This is a genomic window from Xanthobacter sp. DMC12, from assembly GCF_056314105.1.
The window spans coordinates 71,596-85,786 of the sequence record NZ_JBQUYZ010000002.1 but is presented as its reverse complement, the minus strand read 5'-3'; the positions used below and the strand labels follow the sequence as shown (position 1 = coordinate 85,786).

The 14,191-nt window shown below is 67.5% G+C and carries 13 protein-coding genes; 3 read left to right on the top strand and 10 right to left on the bottom strand.

What is annotated here, in order from left to right; all coding sequences use genetic code 11:
- Positions 1 to 263: 263 nt before the first annotated feature.
- A complete protein-coding gene (locus ACT535_RS08620) occupies positions 264 to 728 on the top strand; it encodes a Ros/MucR family transcriptional regulator (protein ID WP_168458669.1) in 465 nt (154 codons plus the stop codon).
- A gap of 105 nt (positions 729 to 833) precedes the next feature.
- On the opposite strand, the gene ACT535_RS08615 is transcribed toward ACT535_RS08620, so the two are convergent.
- The 5 genes from ACT535_RS08615 to mnmE form a co-directional block, all read right to left on the bottom strand.
- The gene (locus ACT535_RS08615) at positions 834 to 1,727 is read right to left on the bottom strand and encodes a ParB/RepB/Spo0J family partition protein (protein WP_476364067.1); all 894 of its coding nucleotides are present in this window, start codon (positions 1,725 to 1,727) and stop codon (positions 834 to 836) included.
- Positions 1,728 to 1,753: 26 nt separating this feature from the next.
- Positions 1,754 to 2,599 (bottom strand): ParA family protein, encoded by an 846-nt coding sequence (locus ACT535_RS08610; RefSeq protein ID WP_168458671.1) that lies wholly within the window; start codon positions 2,597 to 2,599, stop codon positions 1,754 to 1,756.
- A 104-nt stretch (positions 2,600 to 2,703) separates the two neighbouring features.
- On the bottom strand, positions 2,704 to 3,360 hold the full coding sequence (rsmG, locus tag ACT535_RS08605) for a 16S rRNA (guanine(527)-N(7))-methyltransferase RsmG (RefSeq protein WP_476364066.1): 657 nt from the start codon (positions 3,358 to 3,360) through the stop codon (positions 2,704 to 2,706).
- Positions 3,361 to 3,403: 43 nt separating this feature from the next.
- Positions 3,404 to 5,281 (bottom strand): tRNA uridine-5-carboxymethylaminomethyl(34) synthesis enzyme MnmG, encoded by a 1,878-nt coding sequence (gene mnmG / locus ACT535_RS08600; RefSeq protein WP_476364065.1) that lies wholly within the window; start codon positions 5,279 to 5,281, stop codon positions 3,404 to 3,406.
- Positions 5,282 to 5,383: 102 nt separating this feature from the next.
- Positions 5,384 to 6,694 (bottom strand): tRNA uridine-5-carboxymethylaminomethyl(34) synthesis GTPase MnmE, encoded by a 1,311-nt coding sequence (gene mnmE / locus ACT535_RS08595; RefSeq protein WP_476364064.1) that lies wholly within the window; start codon positions 6,692 to 6,694, stop codon positions 5,384 to 5,386.
- Between the two features lie 139 nt (positions 6,695 to 6,833).
- On the opposite strand from mnmE, the gene ACT535_RS08590 reads away from it, so the two are divergent.
- Positions 6,834 to 8,846 carry a thioredoxin domain-containing protein gene (locus ACT535_RS08590; RefSeq protein ID WP_476364063.1) on the top strand — a complete coding sequence of 671 codons (2,013 nt, stop codon included), beginning with the start codon at positions 6,834 to 6,836 and terminating at the stop codon, positions 8,844 to 8,846.
- 200 nt (positions 8,847 to 9,046) lie between these two features.
- Here ACT535_RS08590 and dnaQ read toward each other — a convergent pair whose 3' ends face one another.
- From dnaQ to ACT535_RS08565, 5 genes are all read right to left on the bottom strand, one after another.
- Positions 9,047 to 9,769 carry a DNA polymerase III subunit epsilon gene (gene dnaQ / locus ACT535_RS08585; RefSeq protein WP_168458675.1) on the bottom strand — a complete coding sequence of 241 codons (723 nt, stop codon included), beginning with the start codon at positions 9,767 to 9,769 and terminating at the stop codon, positions 9,047 to 9,049.
- A 9-nt stretch (positions 9,770 to 9,778) separates the two neighbouring features.
- Complete coding sequence (gene coaE / locus ACT535_RS08580; RefSeq protein ID WP_476364062.1) at positions 9,779 to 10,378, bottom strand: dephospho-CoA kinase; 600 nt, start codon at positions 10,376 to 10,378, stop codon at positions 9,779 to 9,781.
- Between the two features lie 4 nt (positions 10,379 to 10,382).
- Complete coding sequence (locus ACT535_RS08575; RefSeq protein WP_476364061.1) at positions 10,383 to 11,231, bottom strand: shikimate dehydrogenase; 849 nt, start codon at positions 11,229 to 11,231, stop codon at positions 10,383 to 10,385.
- Positions 11,228 to 11,827: a Maf family protein gene (locus tag ACT535_RS08570; protein WP_168458678.1), complete on the bottom strand. Its 600-nt coding sequence runs from the start codon at positions 11,825 to 11,827 to the stop codon at positions 11,228 to 11,230. Before ACT535_RS08570 ends, ACT535_RS08575 begins: the two co-directional genes overlap by 4 nt.
- A gap of 123 nt (positions 11,828 to 11,950) precedes the next feature.
- Positions 11,951 to 12,805: a pyruvate, water dikinase regulatory protein gene (locus ACT535_RS08565; protein ID WP_476326205.1), complete on the bottom strand. Its 855-nt coding sequence runs from the start codon at positions 12,803 to 12,805 to the stop codon at positions 11,951 to 11,953.
- A gap of 337 nt (positions 12,806 to 13,142) precedes the next feature.
- Between ACT535_RS08565 and hemE the strand changes: the two genes are divergently transcribed.
- Entirely contained in the window at positions 13,143 to 14,189 is a 1,047-nt protein-coding gene (hemE, locus tag ACT535_RS08560) for a uroporphyrinogen decarboxylase (RefSeq protein ID WP_168458680.1), read from the top strand.
- Positions 14,190 to 14,191 lie beyond the last annotated feature (2 nt).

The following is a 14,191-nucleotide window of genomic DNA, read 5'->3' as shown; positions in this document are numbered from 1 at the left end:
GACAAGGATCATCTGGCACGGCTGATCCGGGAAGGGCACCGGCTCGACAGCCGCAAACCGGCTCTATTGCTCGGTTTTGAAGAGTTTTTCCGTGTGGATTGTATTTACAAGACGAGGTGATATAGATTAACCGTGAAACTTAGTCAGCCGATGCGGCGTCAGCCCAGGCGGAGCATGTGATCGAGGATCATCCTGACCCGATCGCATTCGAACCGCTCCCCGCATTGCCCGCTCGCCATAGCGAAGAACAGAAAGGGACTCCCGTGAGCGACTCCGCGTCCAATACTCCGTCGCCGAGCTTCATCGACTTCACTGCGGACATCGTTGCCGCGTACGTGAGCAACAACAGCGTCGCGGCCGCCGAGCTTCCCGGTCTCATCGAGTCCGTCTATCGCGCTCTCGGCCAGCTGGGCACCCCCGCCGCGCCGCAGGTGGAAGAGCAGAAGCCGGCTGTGCCGCTCAAGAAGTCGGTGACGCCCGAATACATCATCTGCCTGGAAGACGGGAAGAAGTTCAAGTCTCTGAAGCGGCACCTGCGCACCAGCTACGGCATGACCCCCGAGGCTTACCGCGAGAAGTGGGGCCTGCCGAAGGATTATCCCATGGTCGCCCCGGCCTATGCTGCGGCCCGCTCCGAACTCGCCAAGAACATGGGCCTCGGCCAGACCCGCAAGAAGGCGCCTGTCGCCCCTGCGAAGAAGACCACCCGCCGCAAGGCCGCTGCCTGATTTTTTCAGATTTGGCCGCGTCGTCGCAAGAAGACGCGGCCGGGATCTCAACGAAGCAAGGCCGGGCAGATGCCCGGCCTTTTTCTTAGTCAAATCCTGCAGGCGTCAATCGAGACCGAGCTTTCGGCAGATCTCATCGAGCTGGTCGAGGCTCGCATAGCGGATGCGCAGTTCGCCCGCATCGCCCTTGCCCTCAAGACTTACGGCCAACCCCAGCGCATCAGTCAGCCGCTTCTCCAGCGCGCGAGTATCTGCGCTCTTGCGCTCGGGGGCAGGAGCGGGGGAATTGCGCCCTGTGACCGGGGCAGGGGACGTCTTCGCCTTGGACAGGGCTTCCACGTCCCGCACGGTGAGACCCTTGGCGATCACCTCGCGGGCGATCTTTTCGGGATCGGAGACGGCGAGAAGGGCCCGCGCATGACCGGCGCTGAGCCGCCCCTCCGCCAGATGCCCCTTCACCGAGGCGGGCAATTTCAGCAGCCGCAGCGTGTTCGCGATATGACTGCGGCTCTTGCCGATGACCTTGGACAAATCGTTCTGGTTGTATTGGAACTCGTCCATCAGGGCCTCGTAGCCCTGCGCCTCTTCCACCGGATTGAGGTCGGCGCGCTGGACGTTCTCGATGATGGCGACTTCCAGCGCCTCGCGATCGCTCAGCTCCAGCACCACCACCGGGACCTCATGAAGGCTCGCCCGCTGAGCGGCGCGCCAGCGGCGCTCGCCGGCGACGATCTCGAAGCTGTCCGAGCCCTTCAGTGGCCGCACCACGATGGGCTGGATGATGCCCTTCTCGCGGATCGAGGCCGTAAGATCCTCCAGCCCCTCCTCCAGAAAGGCCCGTCGCGGGTTGCGCGGGTTCGCCTTCACCTGCTCGATGGGCATGCGCCGCGGCCCGCCCCGCGGGCCAGTGTTGCGCGCCGGTGCCGCCTGCGGCTCCCCCATCTCGCCGATCAGCGCGGCAAGCCCCCGCCCGAGCCGGGAGCGCTGTTCATCCGCCATCTTCGTCCCGTCCCTCTGGTCTTCTGTCAGGCCGCAGCCGCCGCCCGTGCCGCCCGTTCGCGCTGGATCACCTCCGACGCGAGCCGCAAATAGGCCTGGGAGCCCAGGCACTTGAGGTCATAGAGCAGGACCGGCTTGCCATAGGAGGGCGCTTCCGAGACACGCACGTTCCGGGGGATGATGGTCTCATACACCTTGTCCCCCATGAACTGACGCACGTCCTGCACCACCTGCTCCGACAGATTGTTGCGGCCGTCATACATGGTCAGCACGATGCCGTGGATGGTGAGGCTGGGGTTGAGCCCCACTCGAACCTGCTCCACCGTCTTCATCAGCTGGGAGAGGCCTTCCAGCGCGAAGAATTCGCACTGCAACGGCACCACGATGGCGTCCGCCGCCGCCATGGCATTGACGGTAAGGAGCGACAGGGACGGGGGGCAGTCCACCAGTACGTAGGAGAAGCGCGGCGCCTCGGGATCGGCGGCGAGGGCTTTGAGGGCATCTCGCAGGCGATAGGCGCGGTCGCGCTCGGCGGCGATCTCCAGTTCCAGCCCGGACAGGTCGAGGGTGGAAGGCGCCACATAAAGCTGCGGAACCCCTGTCGGCATCACGGTCTCACGCATGGTGGCTTCACCCACCAGCACGTCGTAGGTGGAGACATTGCGCGAGCGGCGGTCGATGCCGAGGCCCGTGGAGGCGTTGCCCTGGGGATCAAGGTCCACCACCAGCACGGTCTCGCCGATGGCCGCGAGCGCGGTGCCGAGATTGATGGCCGTGGTGGTCTTGCCCACGCCGCCCTTCTGGTTGGCGAGCGCCAGCACGCGCGGCGACGGGGAAAGATCGGCTCCCGAGGAATAATCAGCCTGGCTCATGGCCCGTGGTCCCCTTGGATCTGGTTCCGCGCGGCGCGCCCCGCGGATGAGAACGTCCACCGGGCGGCGCCGGCCTTGTGCGGCGCGCCTTCCCGGCGGGGTGGCTATTTGCTGCTGCGCCTGGCGCTCCTCACGAGAAGAACCTGCGCCTCTCGGTCGCTGACGCTGGCGCGAAGATCGCAATCGAGTGTCCAGCCTTTGCGGGCTTCGGTCAATTCGCGTTCGGCGTCGCGGCCCTTGGGAAATACCCCGAGCGCCCCGGCGGCGAGGAACGGCTCCGCAAGCTCCAGGAGCTTCGGCAGAGGCGCCAGCGCCCGCGCGGACACCACCTGCGTTCCCGGCGCAAGGGCTTGGGAAACCTGCTCGATCCGCTGGGCATGGATATGTGCCGGAAGCTCCGCCGCCCGTGCCGCCTCGCGCAGGAAGGCGGACTTGCGGGTGTCGCTTTCGACAAGATGGATTTCGGCGCCCGGCCGCTCGGCCAGAGCCGCCGCGACCACGAGCCCGGGGAATCCCCCGCCAGAGCCAAGGTCAACCCACCGGGTCGCGTCCGCCGGAACATGGTTAATCAATTGCAGCGAATCGGCGATATGCCGGCTCCACACGTCCGGCAGCGTCGCCGGCGCAACGAGATTGATGGTCTTCTGCCACTTGCGCAGCAGGTCGGCGATGATGTCGATCCGGCGCAGTGTTTCACGTGAAACCATCCGCTCGACCGCAGCGCGCGCCGCGTCGTCACCGGCGGCAGGTGCCCCCTTCATCGGCGAGCCTCCATCCCCGTGATCCACAGCCCGCTTGACGTCATCATGCGGATCGCCCGCCGGCCCGCCGCGCGTGGGTGGCGATGAGCGCGAGCGCGGCCGGGGTCATTCCCTCCATCCGTCCCGCCTGGCCCACCGTCCGCGGGCGCACTCGCTCCAGCTTCTGCTTCAGCTCGTTCGACAGCCCCGGCAGGTCGGCATAGGATAGCTCTTCCGGCAGGGCGAGCGCCTCGTCCTTGCGCAGAGTGTGGATGTCCGCAGCCTGCCGCTCCAGGTAGACCGCGTATTTCGCATCGATCTCCACCTGCTCCGCGATGGCAGGGGGAAGCGCGGCCAGCTCAGGCCAGATCATCGCGAGCCGCGCCATGTCGATGTCGGGGTAGGCGAGGAGGTCGAAGGCGCTTCGGCGCTGGCCGTCCCTGTTCACGGAAAGCCCGTGCCGCGCCCCTTCAGTAGGCGTCAGCGCGAGGCTGCGGGTGAGCACCCGCGCCGCCTCCAGCGCCAGCGTGCGTTCCCGGAAGTGCGCGAGCCGTTCGGCTCCCACCAGCCCCAGTTCCGCGCCGCGGGCGGTGAGGCGCTGGTCGGCATTGTCGGCCCGCAGCGTAAGCCGATATTCAGCGCGCGAGGTGAACATGCGGTAGGGCTCGCTCACGCCGCGCGTGACCAGATCGTCCACCATCACGCCCAGATAGGCCTCGGCCCGGTCGAGCACGATCCCGTCCAACCCACCTGCCCGCCGCGCCGCATTGAGGCCGGCGAGCAGCCCCTGGGCCGCAGCCTCCTCATAGCCCGTGGTGCCGTTGATCTGCCCGGCGAGGAACAGGCCGGCCACGCGCTTCGTCTCCAGGGTCGGCGCAAGCTCGCGCGGGTCCACGTGGTCGTATTCGATGGCATACCCAGGCCGCAGCACCGCCACTCGTTCCAGACCGGGAATGGTGCGCAGGAAGTCGACCTGCACATCGGCCGGCAGGGAAGTGGACAGGCCGTTGGGATAGACTGTCGGATCGTCCAGCCCCTCCGGCTCCAGGAAGATCTGGTGGCCGTCGCGATCGCCGAAACGGACGATCTTGTCCTCGATGGACGGGCAGTAGCGCGGCCCGGTGCTGCCTATACGGCCGGAATACATGGCCGAGCGGGAGAGGTTCTCCCGGATCAGCGCGTGGGTCGCGTTCGTGGTGCGGGTGATGCCGCAGTCCACTTGGGGATTGGGGAGGCGCGTGGTGAGCGCGGAGAATGGCTCCGGGGGATCATCGCCGGCCTGCATCTCGAGGCTCACCCAATCGATGGTGCTGCCGTCGAGCCGGGCCGGCGTTCCGGTCTTGAGGCGGCCGAGCGCGAAGCCGAGACGCGACAGGGCAGGGGAGAGGCCGAGGGCCGGCTTCTCGCCCATGCGCCCGGCGGGATAGCTCTCTTCGCCGAGATGGATCAGCCCGTTGAGAAAGGTGCCGGTGGTGAGCACCACCGCGCCGCAGGTCAGCTCCCGTCCGTCGGCAAGGCGCAGCCCGGTCACGCGGCCGTCGCGCACGAGCAGGTCGTCGGCCTCGCCTTCAATCACGACAAGGCCCGGCTGCTCGGAGAGCGCCTGCTGCATGGCGCGGGCATAGAGCTTCCGATCCGCCTGCGCGCGGGGTCCACGCACTGCCGGCCCCTTCCGCCGGTTGAGGACGCGAAACTGGATGCCGCCCTGGTCCGCCACCCGCCCCATCAACCCATCGAGCGCATCGATCTCGCGCACCAGATGGCCCTTGCCGAGACCGCCGATGGCAGGATTGCACGACATGGCTCCGATAGTGGCCTGCGCATGGGTAACGAGCGCCGTGCGCGCGCCGACACGCGCCGCGGCAGCGGCGGCTTCGCATCCGGCATGTCCGCCACCGACGACGATGACATCGAAGGCGTGCGGGTGGGGCGTTCCGTTCATGGGGGTCCAGGACAGAGGGATATTGCCCCTCTGGAAACGCCGGTTCTGGGGCGCCGTCAAGGCGGGGCGGAATGTTTCACGTGAAACACGCCACGCCAGCGCTCATTTGCCAATGCAGAAGGTGCTGAAGAGGGCGTCCAGCACATCCTCCACATCCACGCGCCCGATGGTCTGGTCGAGCGCCCGCACTGCGAGGCGTACGTCCTCTGCCCGCAGTTCCTCGTGCCCGCCGAAGTCGCCGGCCGCCCGCTCCAGATGGCGCGCCGCGACTTCGAGGGCGAGACGCTGTCGCTCGCGCGTCACCAGCGCCGGCTCACGGCCGCACAGCGCCTCAGCCCGCGTCGCGATGGCGCCAACCACCTCCTCGATGCCGGTTCCGCTCGCCGCGGACAGGCCGATAAATCCCTCCGGCGCGGGGCCCCCCCGATCGATCTTCGTCTTCACCCGAATGGCGGATGAAAAGACCGCCGGGGGCTCGCTCCCGTCCTCGCTCAGCCAGAGCACCGCATCGGCGGCCTCAGCGCGGGCGAGCGCCCGCCGCACGCCTTCCGCTTCCACGGCGTCGGCCGTCTCGCGCAGGCCGGCGGTGTCGAGCAGCGTCACGGCCTGTCCGGCCAGTTCCAGATGCACCTCCAGCACATCGCGCGTGGTGCCGGGTACAGGGGAGACGATGGCCGCCTCACGGCCGGCGAGGCGGTTCAGAAGGGTGGACTTTCCGGCATTGGGCGGGCCGGCAATGGCGACGACCAGCCCATCCCGTACTCGCTCCCCGCGCTCCGCATCGGCCAGGGCCGCGCGCAGTTCGCGCTGAAGACCGCCGATGATGTCCATCGCATGCCGAGCCACATCCTCCGCCACGTCGGCTTCGTCGGAAAAATCGATGCCCGCCTCCAGGAGGGCGAGAGCGGAGACGAGCCTCTCCCGCCAGCTGGTCACGCGGGCAGAGAGCACGCCCGAAGCGAGCGCCAGGGCCTGCCGCCGCTGCGCCTCGGTCTCGGCTGCGATGAGATCGGCCAGTCCCTCGACCTCTGCGAGGTCCAGCTTGCCGTTGGCGTGAGCGCGCCGGGTGAATTCGCCCGCGTTCGCCGGACGCAGGCCGGGCAGCGCACCGAGGGCCCTCAGCACGGCCGCGACCACCGCCCGGCCGCCGTGGAGATGCAGCTCAACCACGTCTTCCCCCGTGGCGCTGGCGGGGCCGGGGAAGAACAGCACCAGCCCACGATCCAGGGCCTCGCCCGTCGCCGGATGATTGAGGGTCGAATAGCGGGCCATGCGCGGCGGAGGCCGGGTGCCCGAGAGCGCCAGCGCCGCCACGCCGGCCTCCGGACCCGAGATGCGGACCACGGCGACCCCGGCCGGCAGCCGGCCGGACGATAGGGCAAAGATGGTGTCGCTGGCGGTTTCACCGGACATGGCCTGATCCTCCAGGCAGATGGCTGCGGATTTGCACGGCGCCCCGGACCATACGCCCCGCACCCCGTTTCTTCGCCTGAACCTTTATCCTGCGATCCCGTTGCCTTCAAAGCCGGTCCGACGCCGAAGGATTTCCGACATGAGCCTCAATCGCCTCTCCCGCGAGACGAGCCCCTACCTGCTCCAGCACAAGGACAATCCGGTGCACTGGTGGCCGTGGGGAGAGGAGGCGTTCGCCGAGGCGCGCGCCACCGGCAAGCCCATCCTCCTGTCGGTGGGCTATGCCGCCTGCCACTGGTGCCACGTGATGGCCCACGAGAGCTTCGAGAACCCGGAGACGGCCGCGCTGATGAATGCGCTGTTCGTGAACATCAAGGTGGACCGGGAGGAGCGGCCGGACGTGGACCAGATCTACATGTCCGCGCTCCAGCAGCTCGGCCAAAGCGGAGGCTGGCCACTCACCATGTTCCTCGATCCCGAAGGCCGGCCATTCTGGGGCGGCACCTATTTTCCCCCCAAGGCGAGCTATGGCCGCCCGGGCTTCAGCGAAGTGCTGCAGCAGGTGTCCTCCGTCTTCTCCGAGAGCCCCGAGAAAGTGGAGAAGAACGCGCAGGCGATCCTCGGCCGCCTGAAGAAGGCGGCGCAGCCGACACAGGGCGTTTCCATCGGCATGGCCGATCTCCACGACGCCGCCCGTCGCCTCGTGCCGCTGATCGATCCGGTGCATGGCGGCCTCAAGGGCGCGCCGAAATTCCCGCAGTCAGGCCTGCTGGAACTGCTCTGGCGTGCCGGTACCCTCAACCGCGACGACGCCATGAAGGCGCTGGTCGCCCTCACCCTCAACCGTATGTGCGAGGGGGGCATCTACGATCATCTCGGCGGTGGCTTCGCCCGCTATTCGGTGGACGAGATCTGGTTCGTCCCGCACTTCGAGAAGATGCTCTACGACAACGCGCTGCTGCTGGAGCTGCTGGCGCTGGCCTATGCGGACACCGGTGATGCGCTCTTCCTGCAGCGCGCCCGCGAGACGGTCGGCTGGCTGGAACGGGAGATGCTGGCCCGCTCGGGTGCCTTCACAGCGAGCCTCGATGCGGATTCGGAAGGCCATGAGGGGCGCTTCTACGTCTGGTCGCTGGCGGAGATCGAAGAGGTGCTGGGGGCCGAGGATGCCGCCGTCTTCGCCCGCATCTACGACGTGACCAAGGCGGGAAACTGGGAGGCCGGGAACATCCTCAACCGCACCGCTGCCGGTGTCGTCTCCCCCGAGGATGAGGCGCGGCTTGGGCCGCTGCGCGAGAAGCTGCTGGCCCGACGGGCGGGACGCGTGCGACCGGGACGCGACGACAAGGTGCTCGCAGACTGGAACGGTCTGATGATCGCCGCACTGGCCCGCGCCGGGGCCTTCCTGGGCGAAGAGAAGTGGATCGGCCTCGCCCGCACCGCCTTCGGCGCGGTGACGGCCCACATGGTGAAGGACGGCCGCATCGCCCATTCCTGGTGCGGGGACAAGATGGTGATGCCGGGCCTTGCCTCGGACCTCGCCGCCATGGCCCGCGCGGGCATCGCATTGGGCGAAGCCACGGGGGACAAGGCGCCCTTCCGGCTGGCGGCAACCTTCCTCGATGCGCTGGAAGAGCACCATCTGGACCCGGCGACGGGCACCTATTTCCTCACCGCTGACGATGGGGACAGCCTCGTCGTTCGACCCTCGGCGACCCATGACGAGGCCGTGCCGAACTACAATGCCGTCGCCGCCGATGCCCTCATCCGCCTCGCCGCACTCACCGGCAACGACAGCCTGCGCACGCGTGCCGACCGCATCCTTGCCGGTGCCTCAGGCGCCGCGGCGCGCAACGTGCTCGCCCATGGCGCGACGCTGAATGCCATCGCCACCCGGCTCGGCCTGGCCGAAATCGTCACGACCGGTGAGAAGGGGGAGGCGTTGGCAGCTGCGGCGCTCAGGGTGCCGTTCCCGCTCCGGGTGGTGGCACGCGCCGCAGGGGTGGCTGCGCCGCCGGACAGCGTGACCGGCGCCCGCATTGCCGCCGCGCCGGAGGGTGGAGCGGCCTTCGTCTGTGTCGGAGAACGCTGTTCCCTGCCTGTCACAGAGCCGGCGGAGGTGAAGGCCGCGGTGATGGCGCTTTTGGGTTAAATCATTACCCTGAGCCGGCGCAAGGAAACGACCCCCCGCTAAAATCGCTTCGGAGAGTCACCAGCGGCCGAGAAAATTCGGATGACCGTTGAGTCGGACCCGTAGCGGTTTTGCCGCCAGAGGCCTTCCTAATCGATCAACTTTTGGTTGAATTTCGATTGAAATTCGAATCAGGGATGCGAGGCGACATGCGCGAGCCGTCAGCTCGCTGTCTTCTCCGCCGGAGGCGCGTCCGCATATTTCAGCCAGATCGCCTTTTCGCCCAGGGCCGCGACGAAGGCGGCGTGGGCCTCGGATTCGGCGGCGCTGATGCGGGAGGGGAGGGGAGCCGGACGGGGATGCGCCGCTCGGGCCGCGACCACGAGGCGGGGGGCCTCGGTGGTCTCTTCGACAAGACCGATGAGGCTTGCCTGCCGACCCCCCAGCAGCTCGCTGTAGACCTCGGCCAAAAGTTCGGCATCGAGCAGAGCGCCATGCTTAACGCGGCGCGACGAATCGATGCCGTAGCGGTTCATCAGATCGTCGAGACGATTGCCGCCACCGGGATGCTTGCGGCGGGCCAGCGCCAGCGTGTCCACCACACGGTCGCGGGCGATCGGCGGCCGGCCCAGGCGCTCCAGCTCGGCATTCAGGAAGCCGATGTCGAACGCCGCATTATGGATGACCAGAGTATCGTTCTGGATGAACTCCAAGAATTCATCGGCGACTTTGGAGAAAATCGGCTTGTCGGACAGAAATTCCGCCGACAGGCCGTGCACGTTGAACGCCTCCTGCGGCATGTCCCGCTGGGGGTTGATATAGACGTGGAAGACGTTGCCCGTGAGGATGCGGTTGACCATCTCGACGCAGCCGATTTCCACCAGCCGGTCGCCGCCATAGGCCTCGAGGCCCGTGGTCTCGGTGTCGAGCACGATCTCGCGCATGATTTCCCCTCAGCCCTTCCGACGCCCCGGCCCCGACAGAGCGCGCACGATGCCGGCCACTTGATGTTCGGCGGCGGCGAAGCCTCGGCCCGTGTCGATGACGAAATGGGCCCGGCGGCGCTTCTCGGCGTCCGGCATCTGCTTGGCGAGAATGGTCGCGAATTTCTCGTCCGTCATGCCCTCCCGGGCGAGCACGCGGTCGCGTTGCACAGCTTTCGACGCGCTGACCACAGCCACGGCGTCCACCCGCCTGTCCCCACCGGTCTCGAACAGGAGCGGGATATCGAGCACCACCAGTCGCGCCCCGCTTTCCCGGGCCTTGGTGAGGAAGGCCGTCTCCGCTTCGCGCACAAGAGGATGGACGATGGCCTCCAGCCGCTTCATCGCCTCGGCATCGCCCAGCACGCGGGCACCCAGCGCTGCTCGATCGATGACGCCGTCCCGGGCCACGCCTGGAAAGGCCGCCTCCACCGGCGCCACCGCCGCCCCCCGATAGAGCGCGTGGACCGACGCGTCGGCATCATGCACCGGCACCCCCAGCACCCGGAACATCCGCGCGGTGGCGGACTTGCCCATGCCGATGGACCCGGTGAGGCCGAGGACCCACATGGCGTCAGGCCTCCAGTTGCCCCTTGGCGCGAAGATCTTCGACAAGCACGGCGCGCAATTCCGGCGTCACCTCCGGCGTGACGCCGAACCAGCGACGGAAGCCGGGCACACCCTGGTGCAGCAGCATGCCCAACCCATCGACCGTGCGGAAGCCAGCGGCGGAGGCGGCTTTCAGGAGCGGCGTCATGAGCGGCACGTAAACGATGTCGCTCACCACCGTCTCCTGGCGCAGCCGGCCAAGGTCGAGCGTCAGCGGGTCCGATCCCTTCATGCCCAGCGAGGTGCAATTCACGAGGATGTCCGCTTCGCCCATCACCTCGGCGATGCGATCGAACGCGAGCGGGCGCACGGTCGGCCCGAACAGGGATGCCACCGTCTCGGCCCGCTCCAGCGTGCGATTGGCGAGGACAACGCGGTCGAAGCCTCGGCCCACCAGCGCATGCACCACCGCGCGCGACGCGCCGCCGGCACCGATCACGAGGGCGCAGTTGCGTGCCCCGTCCCAGCCCGGCGCGGAGGCGTCGAGATTGGCGATGAAACCGTAGCCGTCCGTGCTCGCTCCATGGAGCTTGCCACCCTCCAGCCAGAGGGTGTTGGCGGCACCCAGCGCCGCCGCGCTCTCGTCCGCCTCGTCGAGGACGGAGAAGGCGATCTCCTTGTTGGGCAGGGTGACATTGCAGCCGGCATAGCCGCGCGCGCCAAGGCTCCGGTAGAAATCGGCCGCCGTCTCGGGCGGCACCTCCTCGCGCTCATAGGCACCGTCGATGCCATAGGCCTTCAGCCAGTAGCCGTGCAGCAGGGGCGAGCGCGAATAGGTGACGGGCTGGCCGGTGACACAGGCCCGCACCGTCATGGCAGCAGCCCCTGCTCACGGAAGAAGGGCAGAAGCTGCAGCAGAGGCAGGCCGAGAATGGTGAAGTGGTCCCCATCTACGCGCGTGAACAGATGCACGCCCACCGATTCGAGCTGATAGGCGCCCACGGAGGTCAGCACCCGGGGCCCGGCCGCCGCGAGATAGGCAGACAGCGTCTCCTCGGTCAGCGGGCGCATGGTGAGGAAAGCGCTCACCACCGTATCGAACAGCACCACGCCGTCGCAGGCCACCGCGACCGCCGAATGCAGCGCATGGGTTTGCCCGGATAGCTCGAATAGCTGCGCGCGAGCGGCCTCGACGGACACCGGCTTGTGGTAGATTTTCGGCCCCAGCGCCAACGTCTGGTCGGCGCCCAGCACCAGGCGTCCCGGCGCAGCCTTCGATCCCGACAGCGCCTTGGCCCGGGCGAGCAGAAGGGCAATGCCGGCCGGATCGGTGTCACCGGCGGTGTCCTGAAGGGCCCGCTCGTCCACATCGGCGGCCACGGTTTCCACCGGCACGCCCGCATGCACCAGAAGGGTCAATCGGGTCGCGCTCTTGGATGCGAGCACGAGCGGCTGTTCGCCACGCCACACGATCGTCTCTCCTCTGTTGCACCGCCGTCAAAAAATGACGCACTGCGCTGATCTCACGCCTTTGCCCGCGATGCAAACTGAAGAGCAGCACAATCCGGCGCCGTGCCTCACTTTATTGCCGCCTCAGGTTTCGGCGATGGAGCGGCGCCGATGGTCGCTGTAGAGGCTGAGAATATTGGCCGCCGTCTCCTCGATGGATCGGCGGGTCACGTCGATCAGCGGCCAGCCGTTGCGGCCGCAAAGCCGGCGGGAGAAAGCGATCTCCTCGGAGACCGCCTCGCGATCAGTATAGGACGAACCGCCCGTCTCGACCGCGTTCAACCCGAGGAGCCGGTTCTGGCGGATTTCGACGATGCGCTCGGGGCTGGCGACGAGGCCCACCACCAGCGGCTTCTTCAGCTTCTCGATATTGGGCGGCAGCGGCACGTTGGGGACGAGCGGGATGTTGGCCGCCTTGATCCCACGGTTGGCGAGATAGATGGAGGTCGGCGTCTTGGACGTGCGCGACACGCCGAGCAGCACCACATCCGCATGCTCTAGGTCTTCGGTCAGATGGCCGTCGTCGTGCATGACGGTGAAGTTGAGCGCATCGATCCGCTTGAAATAGCTCGCATCCAGCGCGTGCTGGCCGCCCACCCGCGGGGTCGGCTCGCCGCCGAGATAGGACTGGAACAGCCGCACCACCGGGGCCATCACCGAGAGGTGCGGCAGACCCAGTTCCTCGCAGCGCTGGCGCAGGCGGCTGCGGATGTCCTTGTCCACGAGCGTGAAGAGGACGATGCCCGGATTGGACTCCACCTCGATCAGCACCCGTTCCAGCTGCTTCATGGAACGAACCAGCGGATAGACGTGTTCGATGGGCAGCACGTTCGCATATTGCGCGCTCGCCGCCCGGCCAACGTTGATAAGGGTTTCGCCCGTGGCGTCCGACACGAGGTGAAGGTGGAAATAGGCCTCGCCCGGCTTCGACTGAGTCACTTTGTCCACCGCTCCTGTGGAAGGCTGTTGAGGAAGGCACGCACTTTGGCCCCTTGCAAGGGCGGCCTCTGGATAAGTGCGAAATCCATCCACACGATCACCCTGCGGGAGAGATTCCAGTCCCGGCCTGTGCGTCGATGTGGACGGCCTTTCGGAGGGGGTGCGTTAATCCTTTGTTAACCGGCCTTTCGCCGGCTTCGCATCCGCGGCAAGTCGCGTGTCGGCTATGGGTTCCGCTGTGGATCGGTTGTCGAGGAGCCGGCAACTGGTTAATCAACCGTTAAGACACCAAAGACTCTCTCTTTTAAAAATATCTCTCTTTGATTGAAGGGACGGGATGGACCGCTCTCCTGCCACGCGATCGCGCTTCCTTTCGGTTCTCGACGGCACGGTCCAGGACCCACCTCCGCTCTGGATGATGCGGCAGGCCGGCCGCTATCTGCCCGAGTACCGCGCCGTGCGCGCCGAGGCCGGCGACTTCCTGACCCTGTGCTACACGCCGAAGCTCGCCGCCGAGGTGACGCTCCAGCCCATTCGCCGCTACGGCTTTGATGCGGCCATCATCTTCTCGGACATCCTGGTCATTCCCCATGCGCTGGGCACCGGACTGAGGTTTGAGGCCGGCGAAGGGCCCCGCCTGACGCCCGTGGCAGATAGCGCGGCGCTGGCCGCCCTGTCGGATCGGCTCGATCCCGCCAAGGTGGGGCCGGTCTACGAGGCCATCGCCGACGTGCGGGCCCAGCTCCCAGCCGAGACGGCGCTGATCGGCTTCTGCGGCGCGCCGTGGACGGTGGCGACCTACATGGTGGCGGGCCAGGGCACGGACGATCAGGCTCCCGCCCGTCTTCTCGCCCTGCGTGAGCCGGAGCTGTTTCAGGAGCTGATCGACCGGCTGGTGGAGGCGTCCATCACCCACCTCTCGGGACAGGTCGAGGCCGGGGCCGACGCGGTGCAGATCTTCGACACGTGGGCCGGCGTGCTGGACCCCGCCTCGTTCGAGCGCTGGTGCGCTGAACCCCTGCGCCGCATCGTCGCGGGGCTCAAGGCGAAGCATCCCTATGTGCGGATCATCGCATTTCCGAAGGGCGCCACGCTGGAAGCCCTCGAGCGGCTTGCCGACGCGGGCATCGACGGCATCGGTCTTGACTGGTCCGCCGACCGCCATGCGGCGCGCCAGCGGCTCTCCGACGATGTGGCGCTCCAGGGTAATCTCGACCCGCTGCGGCTGATCGTGGGCGGGGCGGCGCTGGAGGAGGAGGTGGCGCGCATCCGCGCCGACTTCGACGGGGTGCGTCACATCTTCAACCTTGGCCACGGCATCCGTCCGGAGACGCCGCTGGAGCATGTGGAAAAGTTCGTCGAGCTGGTGCGCCGCGCCCGCTGAAC

Excerpts from the sequence above, each read along its gene's own strand:
- ACT535_RS08615 (WP_476364067.1), bottom strand. The coding sequence starts at position 1,727 with ATGGCGGATGAACAGCGCTCCCGGCTCGGGCGGGGGCTTGCCGCGCTG.
- ACT535_RS08610 (WP_168458671.1), bottom strand. The coding sequence starts at position 2,599 with ATGAGCCAGGCTGATTATTCCTCGGGAGCCGATCTTTCCCCGTCGCCG.
- rsmG (WP_476364066.1), bottom strand. The coding sequence starts at position 3,360 with ATGAAGGGGGCACCTGCCGCCGGTGACGACGCGGCGCGCGCTGCGGTC.
- mnmG (WP_476364065.1), bottom strand. The coding sequence starts at position 5,281 with ATGAACGGAACGCCCCACCCGCACGCCTTCGATGTCATCGTCGTCGGT.
- mnmE (WP_476364064.1), bottom strand. The coding sequence starts at position 6,694 with ATGTCCGGTGAAACCGCCAGCGACACCATCTTTGCCCTATCGTCCGGC.
- ACT535_RS08590 (WP_476364063.1), top strand. The coding sequence starts at position 6,834 with ATGAGCCTCAATCGCCTCTCCCGCGAGACGAGCCCCTACCTGCTCCAG.
- dnaQ (WP_168458675.1), bottom strand. The coding sequence starts at position 9,769 with ATGCGCGAGATCGTGCTCGACACCGAGACCACGGGCCTCGAGGCCTAT.
- coaE (WP_476364062.1), bottom strand. The coding sequence starts at position 10,378 with ATGTGGGTCCTCGGCCTCACCGGGTCCATCGGCATGGGCAAGTCCGCC.
- ACT535_RS08575 (WP_476364061.1), bottom strand. The coding sequence starts at position 11,231 with ATGACGGTGCGGGCCTGTGTCACCGGCCAGCCCGTCACCTATTCGCGC.
- hemE (WP_168458680.1), top strand. The coding sequence starts at position 13,143 with ATGGACCGCTCTCCTGCCACGCGATCGCGCTTCCTTTCGGTTCTCGAC.